Source organism: Klebsiella sp. C360 (assembly GCF_048822415.1).
Taxonomy (GTDB): Bacteria; Pseudomonadota; Gammaproteobacteria; order Enterobacterales; family Enterobacteriaceae; genus Klebsiella; species Klebsiella quasipneumoniae.
In genome coordinates this window covers 351,069-367,855 of the sequence record NZ_JBMEZZ010000004.1, presented here as the reverse complement: position 1 = coordinate 367,855, position 16,787 = coordinate 351,069, and the positions used below count along the sequence as shown (strand labels likewise).

Sequence of the window (16,787 nt, the reverse complement as noted above, 5' to 3'; positions counted from 1 at the left end):
GCCGCAAAATCGTTGTTTATTCAGGCGTTGCGATTAACAATGTCCATCATCAGGGGCCCAGGAAGAACGGTCCCGGCCTGCGCAGAACTTGTGAGCCTGCCTTCTGCCAGCAGCGAATAATTCTAAGCGGTTTGGGTTTTAGAGGTAGCTATGCTATTCATTTTTCGAGTAATTTTCGTGGTCATTTATTGCATCGTAGTGTGCATACTTGGCTGTCTGTACTGCTTGTTCAGCCCGCGTAATCCAAAACATGTTGCCACTTTCGGCCATCTGTTTGGCCGCTTATCCCCGGTGTTTGGTCTGAAGGTGGAGCTGCGCAAACCTGCCGATGCGGAAAGCTATGGCAACGCGATCTACATCGCTAACCACCAAAACAACTATGATATGGTGACGGCATCTAACATCGTGCAGGCCCCGACGGTCACCGTGGGGAAAAAGAGCCTGTTGTGGATCCCGTTCTTTGGCCAGCTGTACTGGCTGACCGGTAATCTGCTGATTGACCGCAATAACCGAACCAAAGCGCACGGCACCATTGCCGAGGTCGTCAACGCCTTTAAAAAGCGTAAAATTTCGTTCTGGATGTTCCCGGAAGGGACCCGCAGCCGCGGTCGCGGTCTGCTGCCGTTTAAAACCGGCGCCTTCCACGCGGCTATTGCCGCCGGCGTGCCGATTATTCCGGTGTGTGTCTCGAATACATCGAATAAAATAAAGCTCAATCGCTGGAACAACGGTCTGGTGATTGTGGAAATGCTGCCGCCGGTGGATACCAGCCAGTTCGGTAAAGACAACGTGCGCGCGCTGGCGACGCATTGCCGCGAGCTGATGGCCGCCAAAATCGCTGAGCTGGACAACGAAGTGGCCGAGCGCGAAGCGGCCGGTAAGCAATAAGACAGGAAACGCCGCCAACGCGCGCGTATTGCTGGCGGGAAACGAATTCCCTTTTTCATTTGTCAGTATGTCATGGAGTTAATATGTCACTCAGTCGGCGTCAGTTTATTAAGGCTTCCGGCGTAGCGCTGTGCGCTGGCGCCGCGCCGCTGAAGGCCCATGCCGCCGGCCAGCAGCCTGCGCTGCCGGTTCCGCCGCTGCTGGAGTCCCGTCGCGGTCAGCCGCTGTTTCTGACGCTGCAGCGTTCACACTGGTCGTTTACGCCAGGCACCCGCGCCCCCGTCTGGGGGATCAATGGCCGCTATATGGGGCCGACGATCCGCGTCTGGAGCGGGGACGACGTCAAGCTTATCTACAGCAACCGTCTGACGGAGAACGTCGCGATGACCATCCGCGGCCTGCAGGTGCCTGGCCCGCTAATCGGCGGCGCGGCGCGCATGATGTCGCCGAACGCCGACTGGGCGCCGGTGCTGCCGATCCGGCAGAGTGCGGCGACGCTGTGGTACCAGGCCAATACGCCGAACCGGATGGCGAAGCAGGTCTATAACGGTCTGGCCGGCATGTGGCTGGTGGAGGATGAGGTGAGCAAGAACCTGCCGATCCCTAACCACTATGGCGTCGATGACTTCCCGGTGATAATTCAGGACAAACGGCTGGATAACTTCGGCACGCCGGAATATAGCGAACCGGGCAGCGGCGGCTTCGTCGGCGATACGCTGCTGGTCAATGGCGCGCAGAGCCCCTATGTCGAAGTGTCCCGCGGCTGGGTGCGTCTGCGCCTGCTGAACGCTTCCAACTCCCGGCGCTATCAGCTACAGATGAGCGATGGCCGACTGCTGCATGTCATTTCCGGCGACCAGGGGTTCCTGCCGGCGCCGGTTTCGCTCAAGCAGCTGTCGCTGGCGCCGGGGGAACGGCGTGAAATTCTGGTCGATATGACCAACGGCGATGAAGTGTCCATTACCTGCGGCGAAGCGGCGAGCATCGTCGACCGTATCCGCGGCTTTTTTGAACCGTCCAGCATTCTGGTCTCCACGCTGGTGCTGACCCTGCGCCCGACCGGGCTGCTGCCGCTAGTCACCGACAGCCTGCCGGCGCGTCTGCTGCCGACGGAGCTGCTCTCCGGCACGCCGATCCGCAGCCGGGATATCACGCTCGGCGACGATCCGGGGATTAATGGCCAGCTGTGGGATCCGCAGCGTATCGATATCACGGCGCAACAGGGGACCTGGGAGCGCTGGACGGTGCGCGCCGACCGCCCGCAGTCGTTCCATATTGAAGGGGTAATGTTCCAGATCCGTAACGTCAACGGCTCGACCCCTTTCCCGGAAGACCGCGGCTGGAAGGACACCGTGTGGGTCGACGGGCAGGTCGAACTGCTGGTCTACTACGCCCAGCCGTCGTGGCCGCACTTCCCGTTCCAGTATCTGAGCCAGACGCTGGAGCTGGCCGACCGCGGTTCGATTGGCCAGATGCTGGTGAATCCCGCACCGTAAACTCTTCGACCCTGGCCGGCATACGGTCAGGGTTTGAGAAAATCCTCCTTCATTTCCACTATCATTCCGGCTTATAATCCACGCCCTTTTGGTTATTTTTTTATCATTTCCCCGGAAGCAATATGAGCGCAATATCCCTGATCCAACCGGATCGTGACCTTTTTTCCTGGCCGCAATACTGGGCTGCCTGTTTTGGCCCTGCGCCATTTTTACCGATGTCGCGTGAAGAGATGGATCAACTTGGCTGGGATAGCTGCGACATTATTCTGGTCACCGGCGACGCCTACGTCGACCACCCGAGCTTCGGGATGGCTATCTGCGGCCGCATGCTGGAAGCGCAGGGGTTCCGCGTGGGGATCATCTCCCAACCGGACTGGAACACCAAAGACGACTTCATGCGTCTGGGCAAACCGAACCTGTTCTTCGGGGTGACCGCCGGCAACATGGACTCGATGATCAACCGCTACACCGCCGACCGTAAGCTGCGCCATGACGACGCTTACACCGCCGGCAACGTGGCGGGCAAGCGCCCGGACCGCGCCACCCTGGTGTATACCCAGCGCTGTAAAGAGGCGTGGAAAGATGTGCCCGTGATCCTCGGCGGCATCGAAGCCAGCCTGCGCCGTACCGCGCATTATGATTATTGGTCCGATACCGTGCGCCGCTCGGTGCTGGTGGACTCCAAGGCCGATATGCTGATGTTCGGCAACGGCGAGCGTCCGCTGGTGGAAGTGGCTCATCGCCTGGCGATGGGCGAAACCATCGACCAGATCCGCGATGTGCGCAATACCGCCATCATGGTGAAAGAGGCTCTCCCGGGCTGGAGCGGTGTAGACTCCACCCGTCTGGATACCCCGGGCAAAATCGACCCCATCCCGCACCCGTATGGTGAAGATCTGCCGTGCGCCGATAACAAACCGGTCGCGCCGAAGAAACAGGAAGCGAAAAGCATCACTGTGCAGCCGCCGCGGCCAAAACCGTGGGAAAAAACCTATGTGCTGCTGCCTTCTTTCGAGAAGGTGAAAGGCGATAAGGTCCTGTACGCTCACGCCTCGCGCATTCTGCACCATGAAACCAACCCCGGCTGCGCCCGGGCGCTAATGCAAAAGCACGGCGAGCGCTACATCTGGATCAACCCGCCGGCAATCCCGCTCTCCACTGAAGAGATGGACAGCGTCTTCGCCCTGCCTTACAAGCGCGTGCCGCATCCTTCCTATGGCGATGCGCGCATCCCGGCGTATGAGATGATCCGTTTCTCGATCAACATCATGCGCGGCTGCTTCGGCGGGTGTTCGTTCTGCTCGATCACCGAGCACGAAGGACGCATTATCCAGAGCCGTTCAGAGGATTCGATCATCAATGAGATCGAAGCCATTCGCGACACGGTGCCGGGCTTTACCGGCGTGATCTCCGATCTCGGCGGACCCACCGCCAACATGTATATGCTGCGCTGCAAATCGCCACGCGCCGAGCAGACCTGTCGCCGTCTCTCCTGCGTCTACCCGGATATCTGCCCGCACATGGATACCAACCATGAGCCGACGATCAACCTTTACCGTCGCGCCCGCGAGCTGAAGGGCATCAAGAAGATCCTTATCGCCTCCGGGGTACGCTATGACATCGCGGTCGAAGATCCGCGCTATATTAAAGAGCTGGCGACCCACCACGTCGGCGGCTATCTGAAGATCGCGCCGGAGCATACCGAAGAGGGCCCGCTGTCGAAGATGATGAAGCCGGGAATGGGCAGCTACGACCGCTTTAAAGAGCTGTTCGACACCTATTCGAAGCAGGCGGGTAAAGAGCAGTATCTGATCCCGTACTTTATCTCCGCCCACCCGGGGACCCGTGATGAAGACATGGTGAACCTGGCGCTGTGGCTGAAGAAGCACCGCTTCCGTCTCGACCAGGTGCAGAACTTCTATCCGTCGCCGCTGGCGAACTCGACCACCATGTATTACACCGGCAAAAACCCGCTGGGCAAGATCGGCTATAAGAGTGAAGAGGTGGTGGTGCCGAAGGGCGATAAACAGCGCCGTCTGCACAAAGCGCTGCTGCGCTATCACGATCCGGCCAACTGGCCGCTGATCCGTCAGGCGCTGGAGGCGATGGGCAAGAAACACCTGATTGGCTCACGTCGCGACTGCCTGGTGCCGGCGCCGACTCTCGATGAGATGCGCGAAGCGCGTCGCCAGAACCGTCATACCCGCCCGGCGCTGACCAAGCACACGCCGATTGTGCATCAGCGTTCTAACGGTGGCGCAACGGCGAAAAAGCCCGTTAAACGGGGTAAAGTCGCCGGGCGTTAAGCCTGACTTTGCGCCCGGCAGCGTTTCGCTGGCCGGGCGGTTTCTCAAGCCGGACACGCGTCAGCGCTGCCCGGCTTTTTTACCTGTTATCCGCCGAACTGATCCGGGTCGGGCCCCAGACGCTTACCCTGATCCAGCCTGGCAATCTCCCCCAATTCTTCTTTATCCAGGCGGAAATCCCAGACGTTAAAGTTTTCGGCGATGCGCGACGGCGTGACGGATTTGGGGATCACCACCAGACCGCTGTCGAGATGCCAGCGGATGACAATCTGCGCCGGCGTTTTGCCATATTTATCAGCCAGCTGATGGATAACTTTCTGATCGAAGACGCCCTTACCGCCCTGGGCCAGCGGGCTCCAGGATTCGGTCTGGATCTTGTGGGTGGCGTTCCAGGCGTGCAGCTGCCGCTGCTGCAGCAGCGGATGCAGCTCTATCTGGTTGATCACCGGCGCGACGCCGGTTTCATCAATCAGCTTCTGCAGATGCGGCACCTGGAAATTACACACGCCGATGCTCTTCGCCAGCCCCTGCTGCTGCAGCTCAATCAGCGCCTGCCAGGCCTCGACGTAATGGCCGATAGCCGGCACCGGCCAGTGGATTAAATAGAGATCCACATAGTCCAGCTTCAGCTTGCTGAGACTCTCTTTCAGCGCCTCGTGCGGCCGTTTTTGATCGTCGTTCCACAGCTTGGTGGTGATGAATAGCTCATCGCGATTGACGCCAGCGCTTTGCAGGGCGTTGCCGACGCCAGCCTCATTTTGGTACGCGGCGGCGGTGTCAAAAGAGCGATAACCGACTTCCAGCGCCTTATGAATGGCGGAGACGACTTCCTCGTTGCCAGCTTTCCACACGCCGAGACCCAGCTGCGGCATCAGGTTGCCGTCGTGTAGTTTTATAACGGTTGGATGTGTCATGCCTTCCTCCTGTTAATGAACTCGGCGAAGCAGGATCCGCCGAGGGGTAGCATTAAGTCTGGACGAAATAGCTAAAAACGGTAGTAAAAACACCTCTCCCCGACGTTTGTTTAACGTAAGGGGAGGTGAATCAGGCGGGGTAACTTAGCGGGCAGCCTCGTAGATACGACGGCTGACGTCCAGGGTGATATCCTGGCGCTCGCCCAGTTTGGTCATGCCGTGCTCTTCCAGTTTCGCCAGCAGCGCCGGGATGGAGCTACCGTCGAGACCGTAATCGGAGAGGCGGGTCGGCACGCCCATCTGCTCGAAGAACTGGCGCGTCGCGGCGATGGCGGCATCGATGCGCTGGTCGTCTGAGCCCTCGGTGATATGCCACACGCGCTCCGCATATTGCAGCAGCTTCTCGCGCTTGGTATCACGCTTCTCATTCCACAGCGCCGGCAGAACGATAGCCAGCGTCTGGGCGTGATCGAGACCATGCATCGCCGTCAGTTCGTGACCAAGCATATGCGTTGCCCAGTCCTGCGGCACGCCTGCGCCGATCAGGCCGTTCAGCGCCTGGGTCGCGGCCCACATAATGTTGGCGCGCACGTTATAGTTTTCCGGCTCCTGCAGCGCTTTCGGGCCATCCTCGATCAGGGTCAGGAGAATGCCTTCGGCGAAGCGGTCCTGAATTTTGCCGTCAACCGGGTAGGTGACGTACTGTTCGACGGTATGGACGAAGGCGTCAACCACGCCGTTGGCGACCTGGCGCGGCGGCAGGGTATAGGTGTAGACCGGATCGAGGATCGCGAACTGCGGCTGAACATGGGAAGACATAAACGCGCGTTTGTCGCCGGTGGTTTTCCGCGAAATCACCGCCCCTTTGTTTGATTCAGAACCGGTCGCCGGCAGGGTGAGAACCGAGCCCATTGGAATGGCGCTGGCGATCTTACTGCCATAGGTTTCCAGAATTTCCCACGGATCGATGTTGGCGTCATAGTGGGCTGCTGCCGCGATAAATTTGGTGCCATCCAGCACCGAACCGCCGCCGACCGCCAGCAGGAAGGTGACCTTCTCTTCGCGGGCGAGCTTCACCGCGTTCATCAGGGTTTCGTAAGACGGGTTCGGCTCGATGCCGCCAAATTCAAGGACGTCCAGGCCATTCAGGGCGGTCAGTACCTGATCCAGGACGCCCGTTTTTTTCACGCTGCCGCCACCGTAGGTGATCAGTACGCGAGCTTCCGCCGGGATCTGTTCACGCAGTTTTTCAATCGCGCCTTTGCCAAACAGAATGCGGGTTGGGGTATGCAGGTCAAAATTATTCATTGCTTGAGTCCTCAAAAGAGTAAAACCGCCGACAGGGACGATACCGCTGCCCGATGACGGTTATTGTGGTCCTGGCGCCGTCGCCCCTCAATGCACATTTCTGCCTATGTCTTGCCTATTTCTCCATATGGCTGGAGAATTCACGGCGGCCTGCGCACAATGTACGGGTGAAGAAACATCGGGAGAGACGGTGGTAATGCAACACGCAGAGATATGTCAGACACTGACAGAGAAGGTTAACCAGCTGAAAGATAAGCACAAAATGTTAAGTTCGCTGCTACCCGACGTCCGCCTGCTGTACGGGACGCAGCCGGGACCGCGGATGCCGGTGATGTACCAGCCGGGGATCGTTTTTCTCTTTTCTGGCCATAAAATTGGTTATATCAATGAGCGGACGTTTCGCTACGATACAAACGAATATCTGCTGCTGACCGTACCGCTGCCTTTCGAATGCGAAACCTTTGCCACCCCGGAGGTGCCCCTGGCCGGCATGCGCCTGAACGTCGATATCCTGCAGCTGCAGGAGCTGCTGATGGATATTGGCGAGGATCCGCTGTTTCAGCCCGCCGTCGCCTCCAGCGGGATAAACTCCGCAGTGCTCTCGGAGGATATCTTGTGCGCTGCTGAACGGCTGCTCGACGTGATGGAGCGGCCGCTGGACGCGCGGATCCTTGGCAAGCAGATCGTCCGCGAAATCCTCTACTATGTGCTGACGGGACCCTGCGGCGGCGCGCTGCTGGCGCTGGTCAGCCGGCAGACCCACTTCAGCCTGATTAGCCGCGTACTCAAGCATATCGAGAGTCAATACACCGAAAACCTCAGCGTCGATCGGCTGGCGGCGGAAGCGAATATGAGCGTGTCGGCGTTTCACCATAATTTTAAATCGGTGACCAGTACTTCGCCGCTGCAGTATCTGAAAACCTACCGTCTGCACAAGGCGCGCATGCTGATGATCCATGACGGGATGAAGGCCAGCGCGGCGGCGATACAGGTGGGCTATGAAAGCCCTTCCCAGTTCAGTCGCGAGTTTAAGCGCTACTTCGGGATGACGCCCGGGGAAGACGCCGCGCGTATTCGTACGATGCAGGGAATGTAATACCGGGGAGGGAGCAGGCCGGGCGGGCGCAGCCCCCCGGCAGTCGACATCAGGCGCTGCAGTATTTCTTTTTGATCACCACGAACAGCGTGCCGAGCAGGCCAGCCAGCAGCAGGGCAATCGGCAGGATCATCAGGCAGGTCATCACCTGATCTTCATGACGCTTCACGAATGGGATCATGCTCAGCGCATAGCCGAGGCCCGTGACCACGCCGACCCACAGCAGGGCGCTCAGCCAGTTGAAGAACTGGAAGCGGCGGTTCGGCAGACCGGAAATCCCCGCCATGGTTGGCAGCAGGGTACGGACAAATGCCAGAAAGCGGCCCGCGAGCAGCGCCAGCAGACCGTGGCGGTCAAACATGCAGGTGGCGCGCTGATGGTATTTATGCGGCAGGTGCGCCAGCCAGCCTTTCACCGTTTGCGTATTGCCCAGCCAGCGCCCCTGTACATAGCTCAACCAGCAGCCGAGGCTGGCGGCGGCGGTCAGAATGGCGATAGTGGGCACAAAGTCCATGACGCCTTTAGCAATCAGCGCGCCGGCGAGCAGCAGCAGGCTGTCTCCAGGTAAAAAGGAGGCAGGCAGCAGCCCGTTTTCCAGAAACAGGGTCGCGAACATAACCAGATATACAACGCCCACAACATGAGGGTTCGCCAGTGCGGCAAAATCATGTTGCCACAGCGCGGCGACAATCTCTTGAATGACAACCATGGACTTTCCTAAGTGGTACCGTATTGTTGACTAGTGTACTCCTGAAGAGACCCGAGCACCTTGATCCCGGGCGCAACAAAAGCGGCCGCTCCGATAAAAAGCGTCCGCTATTGTTGCCACTGACTGTCACTTTACACGATACGCGCGAAGCCCGCTGCTAAATCCGCCTGCAGATCGTCAACATTTTCGAGTCCAATGTGCAAACGGATCAACGTGCCGCTGAAGTCGACTTCCGCATCCGGTCGGATGTGAGCGATTTGCTCCGGCTGATTGGCCAGAATCAGCGATTCAAAGCCGCCCCACGAGTAGGCCATGCTGAACAGGCTGAAGTTGTCGAGATACGCTGCCAGCTCAGCGTCGTTGAGGCGCTTGTTGAGCACAAACGAGAACAGCCCGCTGCTGCCGGTAAAATCGCGCTTCCAGAACTCATGGCCTTTACTGCCGGGCAGAGCGGGGTGGTTGACCCGCGCCACCTGCGGATGCTGCGCCAGCCACTCGGCGATGCGCAGGCTGCTTTCATGATGCTGACGCAGGCGGACGCCCAGCGTGCGCAGGCCGCGGCTGGTCATATAGGCGGTATCGGCGTCCAGCATTTGCCCCATCAGATAGGCATTCTCACGCAGCTGCGGCCAGCAGCGCGCGTTCGCCACCGCGGTGCCGACCATGGCGTCGGAGTGGCCGATCAGGTATTTGGTGCCTGCCTGAATAGAAATATCAATGCCAAAATCCAGCGCTTTGAACAGGATCCCCGCCGCCCAGGTGTTATCGATCATGATAATCGCTTCCGGGGCGACCTGACGCACGGCGGCGACAATCGCCGGCACATCGTGCACTTCCATGGTGATGGAGCCGGGCGATTCGAGGAACACCACGCGGGTCTCAGGGCGAACCAGACGGGCAATATCGGCGCCGATTAAGGGATCGAACCAGCTGGTGGTCACGCCGAGCTTGGCGAGAATTTTGGTACAAAAATCCTGGCTTGGCTCATAGGCGGTATTGGTCATCAGCACATGGTCGCCCTGCTCGACAAACGCCAGGATAGTGTTGGCCACCGCGGCGGCGCCGCAGGGGAAGAGGGCGCAGCCGGCGCCGCCCTCCAGCTCGCACATCGCTTCCTGCAGCGAGAAGTGGGTCAGGGTGCCGCGACGCCCATAGAACAGCTCGCCGTTGGCCCGATTGCGGGTGGCGTGCTTTTTGGCCTCTACGGTGTCGAACACCAGCGATGACGCGCGCTGGATCACGCTGTTCACTGAGCCCTGGGTATATTTTTTGCTCCGCCCGGCGTTGACCAGCGCGGTATCAAGATGTTTATCAGCCATGTTGATGAACCTGTTTTTATACGTCTGGACGTCTAAACTAGCATGAATCTTCTTTTCTGTACCAGCGCGCTGCCGATACAGGCGAAAATTTTACCAGGCCCGCGGTTAGCCACTTTTTTACTGCGTAAGCGCAAGGAAAATAAACGTGATTTGCTGCACAGTGTAAATACTAATGAGAACCACTATCAATTCGATGTCGTTTTGATATTATTGTGGGCAGATTTTGTAATTATCGTCGTGGAGATAGAGCGTGGGTAATAATTTGATGCAGGCGGATCTCTCCGTTTGGGGTATGTATCATCATGCCGATATTGTCGTTAAGGTGGTGATGATTGGCCTGATTCTGGCGTCGGTCGTCACCTGGGCCATCTTCTTCGGTAAAGGGGCGGAAATCCTCGCCAGCAAGCGTCGCCTCAAACGTGAACAGCAGCAGCTGGCGGAAGCCCGCTCTCTCGATCAGGCCAGCGATATCGCCAGCGCCTTTGAGGCGAAAAGCCTCACCACCCAGCTTATCAATGAAGCGCAGAACGAACTCGAACTCTCCGCCGGTGCCGAAGACAATGAAGGCATCAAGGAGCGAACCGGTTTCCGCCTTGAGCGCCGCGTCGCGGCCGTCGGTCGCCATATGGGGCGCGGCAACGGCTATCTGGCCACCATCGGCGCCATTTCGCCGTTCGTGGGCCTGTTCGGCACCGTCTGGGGCATCATGAACAGCTTTATCGGCATCGCCCAGACCCAGACCACCAACCTTGCGGTGGTGGCGCCGGGCATCGCGGAAGCGCTGCTGGCGACAGCTATCGGTCTGTTCGCCGCCATCCCGGCGGTGGTCATCTATAACATCTTCGCCCGCATGATCGGCAGCTATAAGGCCTCGCTCGGCGACGTCGCCGCTCAGGTCCTCCTGCTGCAAAGCCGCGACCTGGACCTCAGCGCCAGCGGCGTGAAGCCGGTGCGCAGCGCGCAGAAATTACGGGTAGGTTGATCGGCTATGGCGATGCGTCTTAATGAAAATCTGGACGATAACGGCGAAATGCATGAGATCAACGTGACGCCGTTTATCGACGTCATGCTGGTTCTGCTGATTATCTTCATGGTAGCCGCGCCGCTGGCGACGGTCGACGTGAAGGTCAATCTGCCGGCCTCCTCCAGCCAGCCGCAACCGCGACCGGAAAAACCTATCTACCTGTCGGTGAAGGCGGATAAGAGCATGTTCCTCGGCAACGACCCGGTGACCGAAGCGAATATGATTAACGCCCTGGATAGCCTGACCGCCGGCAAAAAAGATACCACCGTCTTCTTCCGCGCGGATAAAACCGTCGATTACGAGACGATGATGAAAGTGATGGATACCCTGCATCAGGCGGGCTATCTCAAGATCGGGCTGGTGGGCGAAGAGACCGTCAAAGCCAAATAACCCGATGCTTTTCCTGAAAAGGCTGGCCGCGCGCCGGCCTTTTTTATTGTCCTCTGCCCGCGAAGTGTTGGCCTGGCGTTGCCATCACGTTATCTGTCTGAGATATAATGTCGCTTCTTTTTGTTAACTGACAGGATCTTATGGAACGCTTTCTGGAAAATGCTATGTACGCCTCGCGCTGGCTGCTGGCGCCGGTTTATTTTGGCCTCTCGCTCGGTCTGATTGCGCTGACCATCAAATTTTTTCAGGAGATCTTCCACATACTGCCGCATATTTTTAGCGTCAGTGAGTCGGATATGATTCTGACCCTGCTGTCGCTGGTGGATATGACCCTGGTGGGCGGTTTGCTGGTGATGGTGATGTTCTCCGGGTATGAAAATTTTGTCTCGCAGTTGGATATTAACGAGGGTAAAGAAAAACTCAGCTGGCTGGGCAAAATGGACGCGACGTCGCTGAAAAATAAGGTTGCCGCCTCCATCGTGGCGATCTCCTCTATTCACCTGCTGCGGGTGTTTATGGATGCGAAAAACGTCCCGGACAATAAGCTGATGTGGTATGTCATCATCCACCTGACCTTTGTGCTGTCGGCCTTTGTGATGGGCTACCTTGATCGTCTGACCAAAGTGAAACACTGATCCTTTCTCTCCCGGCGGCGTTAGCCGCTGGGCTGTTTCTCCCCGTTTCTGCTGTTCTGGGCTGGCGTATGTCCGGGCTTCTGCTTTGCTTAAAGGGCGCTTAACAACGGAGGCAGGGTGATGACGCGATTAACGGCCAAAGATTTCCCGCAGCAGCTGCTCGAGTATTATGACTACTATGCCCACGGTAAAATCAGCAAACGCGAGTTTCTCCAGCTGGCGGGGAAATATACCGTCGGCGGGATGACCGCGCTGGCGCTATTTAATCTGCTGAAGCCCGACTATGCCCTGGCAGAGCAGGTACCGTTCACCGACCCGGATATCCGCCCGGAGTATATTCATTATCCCTCTCCTGACGGCCACGGCGAAGTGCGGGCTTACCTGGTGACGCCGACGAAAATAGCCGACAAAGCGCCCGCCGTGGTGGTGGTGCATGAGAACCGCGGCCTGAATCCCTATATTGAAGATGTCGCCCGGCGGGTAGCGAAAGCGGGGTATATCGCGCTGGCGCCGGATGGCCTGAGCTCCGTCGGCGGCTATCCGGGGAATGATGATGAAGGCCGCGCGCTGCAGCAGAAAGTCGATCCCGTGAAGCTGATGAATGACTTTTTTGCCGCGGTCGCGTTTATGGCGAAGCATCCGCAGGCGACGGGGAAGGTTGGTATCACTGGTTTTTGTTACGGCGGTGGCGTCAGCAACGCGGCGGCGGTCGCCATTCCGGAGCTGGCCTGCGCGGTGCCGTTTTACGGCCGCCAGCCGCCGCTGAAGGAGGTCGATAAAATTAAAGCGCCGCTGCTGCTGCACTATGCCGGCCTCGATAGCGGCATTAATGAAGGCTGGCCCGCCTATGAACAGGCGTTGAAGGAACACCATAAAGTCTATGAGGCCTATCTCTATCAGGGCGTGAATCACGGCTTTCATAATGATTCCACGCCGCGCTACGATCGGGCTGCGGCGGACCTGGCCTGGCAACGCACGCTGGCATGGTTTGAGAAGTATTTACGCTAGCGCAAATGTCATAAATAGCGCTACCGCTCGCTTATGGCAGGCTATCGGCTGGAAAGCTAAAAACCGGAGGCGGGCGCCTCCGGTGGGTCAGCGCGCTACGCCTGGCGCTTATCTTCCGTTTGGGTGTCAAAGTCGCGGGCGTCGTGGCGCTCATGCAGCTGCTCATTGAGCGGGCCGTTGGTGCGGTTAACGATGCGTCCGCGCTTGACGGCGGGGCGGTTGCCGACATCCTGCGCCCAGCGCAGCACGTTGGTGTAGCTCCCGGCGTCGAGGAACTCCGCCGCGTTATAGACATTGCCCAGCACCACGTTGCCATACCATGGCCAGACCGCCATATCGGCGATGGTATACTCCTCGCCGGCCACATAGCGACCGCGGGCGAGCTGTTTGTCCAGCACGTCGAGCTGGCGTTTGGCTTCCATGGTAAAGCGATCGATCGCGTACTCGATCTTCACCGGCGCATAGTTATAGAAGTGGCCGAAGCCGCCGCCGAGGAAGGGCGCGGCGCCCTGCAGCCAGAACAGCCAGTTAAGGGTTTCAGTGCGGCCGGCGGGATCCTTCGGCAGGAAGAAGCCAAATTTTTCCGCCAGATAGAGAAGAATGTTGCCGGATTCGAATACTCGGGTGGGCGGCGTGGTGGAGTGATCGCTCAGCGCCGGGATCTTCGAGTTCGGGTTGATGTCGACAAAGCCGCTGGAAAACTGATCGCCTTCGCCAATGCGTATCAGCCAGGCGTCGTACTCCGCGCCGCTGACGCCCAGCGCCAGCAGCTCCTCCAGCATGATCGTCACCTTCTGGCCGTTGGGCGTGCCAAGTGAGTATAGCTGGAGCGGATGGGTTCCCACCGGCAGGACGCGTTCATGAGTCGCGCCGGAAACGGGACGGTTGATGTTGGCGAACGCGCCGCCGCTGTTTTGCTTCCATTCCCACACTTTTGGTGGCTGGTAGTTTTGCTCTGACATGCTGGTTTGCCTTTTTCGTGGATGTACAAAAAGTGTAGCAGGTGACCTCAGGCCATAATCCGCGCGGCCCACACGCTGACATCATCGCCGCTGCCCAGATCCGGCTGCACCAGACCATTGACCATAAAGGTCGGCGAGACATGGATGCCGTTCTGGCGGGCATATTTGCTGTGCCACTTGATCACGTCCTGCAGCTCCGGGCGGGCAAAGGCGGCCCCCAGCAGGACGTGACTGTAGCGCTCAATGCGTTCAATGATTTGCTGCGGCGTGGCGTTCATGTTCGGCCCGCTGCAGTGATCGGTAAATTCAAACTCTTCCCGATGGTCTGCCACGGCCTGCATCACCTTATGCGCCTGCTCTCTGCCATGCGGCAGGGTGGACGCGGCGAGGATGCAGCGGACAATCACCCCGGAGAACAGATGCCACGGCTGCGACTGCAGCCGTATCTTGATGGTTACGTTATCGGCGCCGACCTCATCGAGCAGATCGTCGAGTTTATTAAACGCGCGGACAGAGTAGGGGCAGGTGGGCTCAAGGAACACCTCAAACGTCCGCGGGCCGTGTCCCCAGACCAGCGGTTGGGCATTCAGATGCGAGGGTGTGCTCATTGTCGACTCCTGATGTTGCGTTGTTTTTTTGTTATATCACCGATAACGATATCACTTCTGCTTTCGGCTGCAGGGTTATTTTCCTTAACGGCACGATTAGCGAAACGAATGAGTGGTATCATCGTTACACCTCTGTCTGGTAAGTGCCTGCGGCAGGATAAGAAGAGGGAGTTTTGTTTCGCCAACTGCCCGGGCTGCATTTATTTGAGGTCAGGCTAAATGAGCAAAGGATCGACAAGCAGTGACGCCCCGTTTGGGACATTGTTAGGCTACGCGCCCGGCGGCGTGGCAATTTATTCATCGAATTACAGTAGCTTAAATCCGCAGGACTATCCGGATGACGCGACGTTTCGCAGCTACATCGGCAATGAGTATATGGGGCATAAATGGCAGTGCGTTGAATTTGCGCGCCGCTTTCTGTTCCTGACCTACGGGTTTGTCTTTACCGATGTGGGGATGGCCTATGAAATCTTCTCCCTGCGCTTTCTGCGCGAAGTGGTCAATGACAATATTCTCCCGCTGCAGGCCTTCGCCAACGGCTCCCGTCGTCCGCCGATCGCCGGTTCGCTGCTGATCTGGCAGAAGGGCGGCGAGTTCAAGCACACCGGCCACGTCGCGGTGATCACCCAGCTTGTCGGCAATAAGGTGCGTATCGCCGAGCAGAACGTCATTCACTCGCCGCTGCCGCAGGGCCAGCAGTGGACCCGCGAGCTGACCCTCGAGGTCAACGCCGGCCGGTACACCATCAAAGATACCTTTGCCGATACCGAAATTTTAGGCTGGATGATCCAGACCGCCGATACCGAACACAGCCTGCCGCAGCCGGTACTGCCGGGCGAGGCGATGGCGATCAAAGGCGCGCGGCTGCCGAACAACGGCCAGTTCCGCGGCAAATGGCTGAACGAGAAAGATCCGCTGCAGAAAGCCTACGTGGCGGCCAACGGCCATTTTATCAATCAGGATCCCTATCAGTATTTCACCATCAGCGAAAGCGCCGAACAGGAGCTGATTAAAGCCACCAACGAGCTGCACCTGATGTATCTGCACGCCACCGATAAGGTAATGAAGGATGATAACCTGCTGGCGCTGTTTGATATCCCGAAAATCCTCTGGCCGCGTCTGCGTCTCTCGTGGCAGCGCCGGCGTCATCATATGATCACCGGGCGCATGGATTTTTGCATGGACGAGCGCGGGCTGAAGGTGTACGAGTACAATGCCGACTCCGCCTCCTGCCATACCGAAGGCGGGCTGATCCTCGAGCAGTGGCTGAAGCAGGGCTACTACGGCACGGGTCACAATCCGGCCGAAGGTCTGCTCGATGAGCTGGCGGGGGCGTGGAAACACAGCCGGGCGCGGCCTTTCGTGCACATCATGCAGGACAAGGATCTGGAAGAGAATTACCACGCGAAGTTTATCCAGCGTTCGCTGACCCAGGCCGGTTTTGAGAGCAAAATTCTCTTTGGCCTCGATGAACTGCGCTGGGATGCCGCCGGCCAGCTGATCGACGCCGACGGGCGGCTGGTCAACTGCGTCTGGAAAACCTGGGCATGGGAAACCGCCATTGAGCAGGTGCGCGAAGTCAGTGCCGATGAGTACGCGGCGGTGCCGATTCGTACCGGACATCCGCAGAATGAGGTGCGACTGATTGACGTCCTGCTGCGTCCTGAAGTATTGGTATTCGAACCCCTGTGGACGGTGATCCCGGGCAACAAAGCGATCCTGCCGGTGCTGTGGTCGCTGTTCCCGCATCATCGCTATCTGCTGGATACCGATTTCGTGGTTAACGACGAGCTGGCGAAAACCGGTTATGCCGTGAAGCCCATTTCCGGACGCTGCGGGAACAATATCGACCTGATCGGGCCGCAGGATGAGGTTCTGGATCAGACCAGCGGCCAGTTTGTCGATCGTAAGAATATCTACCAGCAGCTGTGGTGCCTGCCGAAAGTGGATGGCAAGTATATCCAGGTGTGCACCTTTACCGTCGGCGGTAACTACGGCGGTACCTGCCTGCGCGGCGATTCGTCGCTGGTGGTGAAAAAAGAGAGCGACATAGAGCCGCTGATCGTATTGAAAGATAAAGCGTGATGTGCTGACCCCGGATAGCGGCTCGCGCCCTGTCCGGGG

General features: G+C 58.4%; 15 protein-coding genes and 1 pseudogene. 10 read left to right on the top strand and 6 right to left on the bottom strand.

Features of this window, described 5'->3' with window-relative positions; all coding sequences use genetic code 11:
• Positions 1-150 precede the first annotated feature (150 nt).
• From plsC to ACOI7D_RS13690, 3 genes and pseudogenes are all read left to right on the top strand, one after another.
• Positions 151-888 (top strand): 1-acylglycerol-3-phosphate O-acyltransferase, encoded by a 738-nt coding sequence (gene plsC / locus ACOI7D_RS13700; RefSeq protein ID WP_004205223.1) that lies wholly within the window; start codon positions 151-153, stop codon positions 886-888.
• 83 nt (positions 889-971) lie between these two features.
• Entirely contained in the window at positions 972-2,384 is a 1,413-nt protein-coding gene (gene ftsP / locus ACOI7D_RS13695; RefSeq protein WP_044524723.1) for a cell division protein FtsP, read from the top strand.
• A gap of 33 nt (positions 2,385-2,417) precedes the next feature.
• A pseudogene (locus ACOI7D_RS13690) lies at positions 2,418-4,657 on the top strand (YgiQ family radical SAM protein); the annotation flags it as partial.
• A 119-nt stretch (positions 4,658-4,776) separates the two neighbouring features.
• Here ACOI7D_RS13690 and dkgA read toward each other — a convergent pair.
• Complete coding sequence (gene dkgA, locus ACOI7D_RS13685; protein WP_032454068.1) at positions 4,777-5,604, bottom strand: 2,5-didehydrogluconate reductase DkgA; 828 nt, start codon at positions 5,602-5,604, stop codon at positions 4,777-4,779.
• Between the two features lie 144 nt (positions 5,605-5,748).
• Positions 5,749-6,912: an alcohol dehydrogenase gene (yqhD, locus tag ACOI7D_RS13680; RefSeq protein ID WP_023291020.1), complete on the bottom strand. Its 1,164-nt coding sequence runs from the start codon at positions 6,910-6,912 to the stop codon at positions 5,749-5,751.
• A 196-nt stretch (positions 6,913-7,108) separates the two neighbouring features.
• On the opposite strand from yqhD, the gene ACOI7D_RS13675 reads away from it, so the two are divergent.
• Positions 7,109-8,008, top strand: a complete 900-nt coding sequence (locus ACOI7D_RS13675; protein ID WP_109546939.1) for an AraC family transcriptional regulator — start codon at positions 7,109-7,111, stop codon at positions 8,006-8,008.
• A gap of 49 nt (positions 8,009-8,057) precedes the next feature.
• Here ACOI7D_RS13675 and yghB read toward each other — a convergent pair whose 3' ends face one another.
• Both yghB and metC read right to left on the bottom strand, forming a co-directional pair.
• Positions 8,058-8,717 (bottom strand): DedA family general envelope maintenance protein YghB, encoded by a 660-nt coding sequence (yghB, locus tag ACOI7D_RS13670; RefSeq protein WP_004205217.1) that lies wholly within the window; start codon positions 8,715-8,717, stop codon positions 8,058-8,060.
• A 131-nt stretch (positions 8,718-8,848) separates the two neighbouring features.
• Positions 8,849-10,036: a cystathionine beta-lyase gene (metC, locus tag ACOI7D_RS13665; protein WP_032454065.1), complete on the bottom strand. Its 1,188-nt coding sequence runs from the start codon at positions 10,034-10,036 to the stop codon at positions 8,849-8,851.
• 250 nt (positions 10,037-10,286) lie between these two features.
• Here metC and exbB point away from each other — a divergent pair, with 250 nt between their 5' ends.
• The 4 genes from exbB to yghX all read left to right on the top strand — a co-directional run bounded on the left by exbB (position 10,287) and on the right by yghX (position 13,093).
• Entirely contained in the window at positions 10,287-11,018 is a 732-nt protein-coding gene (gene exbB, locus ACOI7D_RS13660) for a tol-pal system-associated acyl-CoA thioesterase (RefSeq protein WP_004174395.1), read from the top strand.
• Positions 11,019-11,024: 6 nt separating this feature from the next.
• Complete coding sequence (gene exbD / locus ACOI7D_RS13655; RefSeq protein ID WP_002916785.1) at positions 11,025-11,450, top strand: TonB system transport protein ExbD; 426 nt, start codon at positions 11,025-11,027, stop codon at positions 11,448-11,450.
• Between the two features lie 140 nt (positions 11,451-11,590).
• The gene (locus ACOI7D_RS13650; protein ID WP_004105804.1) at positions 11,591-12,085 is read left to right on the top strand and encodes a TIGR00645 family protein; all 495 of its coding nucleotides are present in this window, start codon (positions 11,591-11,593) and stop codon (positions 12,083-12,085) included.
• A 120-nt stretch (positions 12,086-12,205) separates the two neighbouring features.
• Positions 12,206-13,093 carry a YghX family hydrolase gene (yghX, locus tag ACOI7D_RS13645; RefSeq protein WP_060590333.1) on the top strand — a complete coding sequence of 296 codons (888 nt, stop codon included), beginning with the start codon at positions 12,206-12,208 and terminating at the stop codon, positions 13,091-13,093.
• Between the two features lie 95 nt (positions 13,094-13,188).
• Here yghX and yghU read toward each other — a convergent pair whose 3' ends face one another.
• Positions 13,189-14,055, bottom strand: coding sequence for a glutathione-dependent disulfide-bond oxidoreductase (gene yghU, locus ACOI7D_RS13640; RefSeq protein ID WP_032454062.1), 867 nt, complete (start codon positions 14,053-14,055; stop codon positions 13,189-13,191).
• Positions 14,056-14,102: 47 nt separating this feature from the next.
• Positions 14,103-14,663 carry a DsbA family protein gene (locus ACOI7D_RS13635; RefSeq protein WP_004150918.1) on the bottom strand — a complete coding sequence of 187 codons (561 nt, stop codon included), beginning with the start codon at positions 14,661-14,663 and terminating at the stop codon, positions 14,103-14,105.
• Between the two features lie 20 nt (positions 14,664-14,683).
• Between ACOI7D_RS13635 and ACOI7D_RS13630 the strand changes: the two genes are divergently transcribed.
• Both ACOI7D_RS13630 and gss read left to right on the top strand, forming a co-directional pair.
• The gene (locus ACOI7D_RS13630; protein ID WP_032454061.1) at positions 14,684-14,806 is read left to right on the top strand and encodes a hypothetical protein; all 123 of its coding nucleotides are present in this window, start codon (positions 14,684-14,686) and stop codon (positions 14,804-14,806) included.
• Between the two features lie 76 nt (positions 14,807-14,882).
• A complete protein-coding gene (gss, locus tag ACOI7D_RS13625) occupies positions 14,883-16,748 on the top strand; it encodes a bifunctional glutathionylspermidine amidase/synthase (protein ID WP_060590330.1) in 1,866 nt (621 codons plus the stop codon).
• The last annotated feature ends 39 nt before the right edge of the window (positions 16,749-16,787 follow it).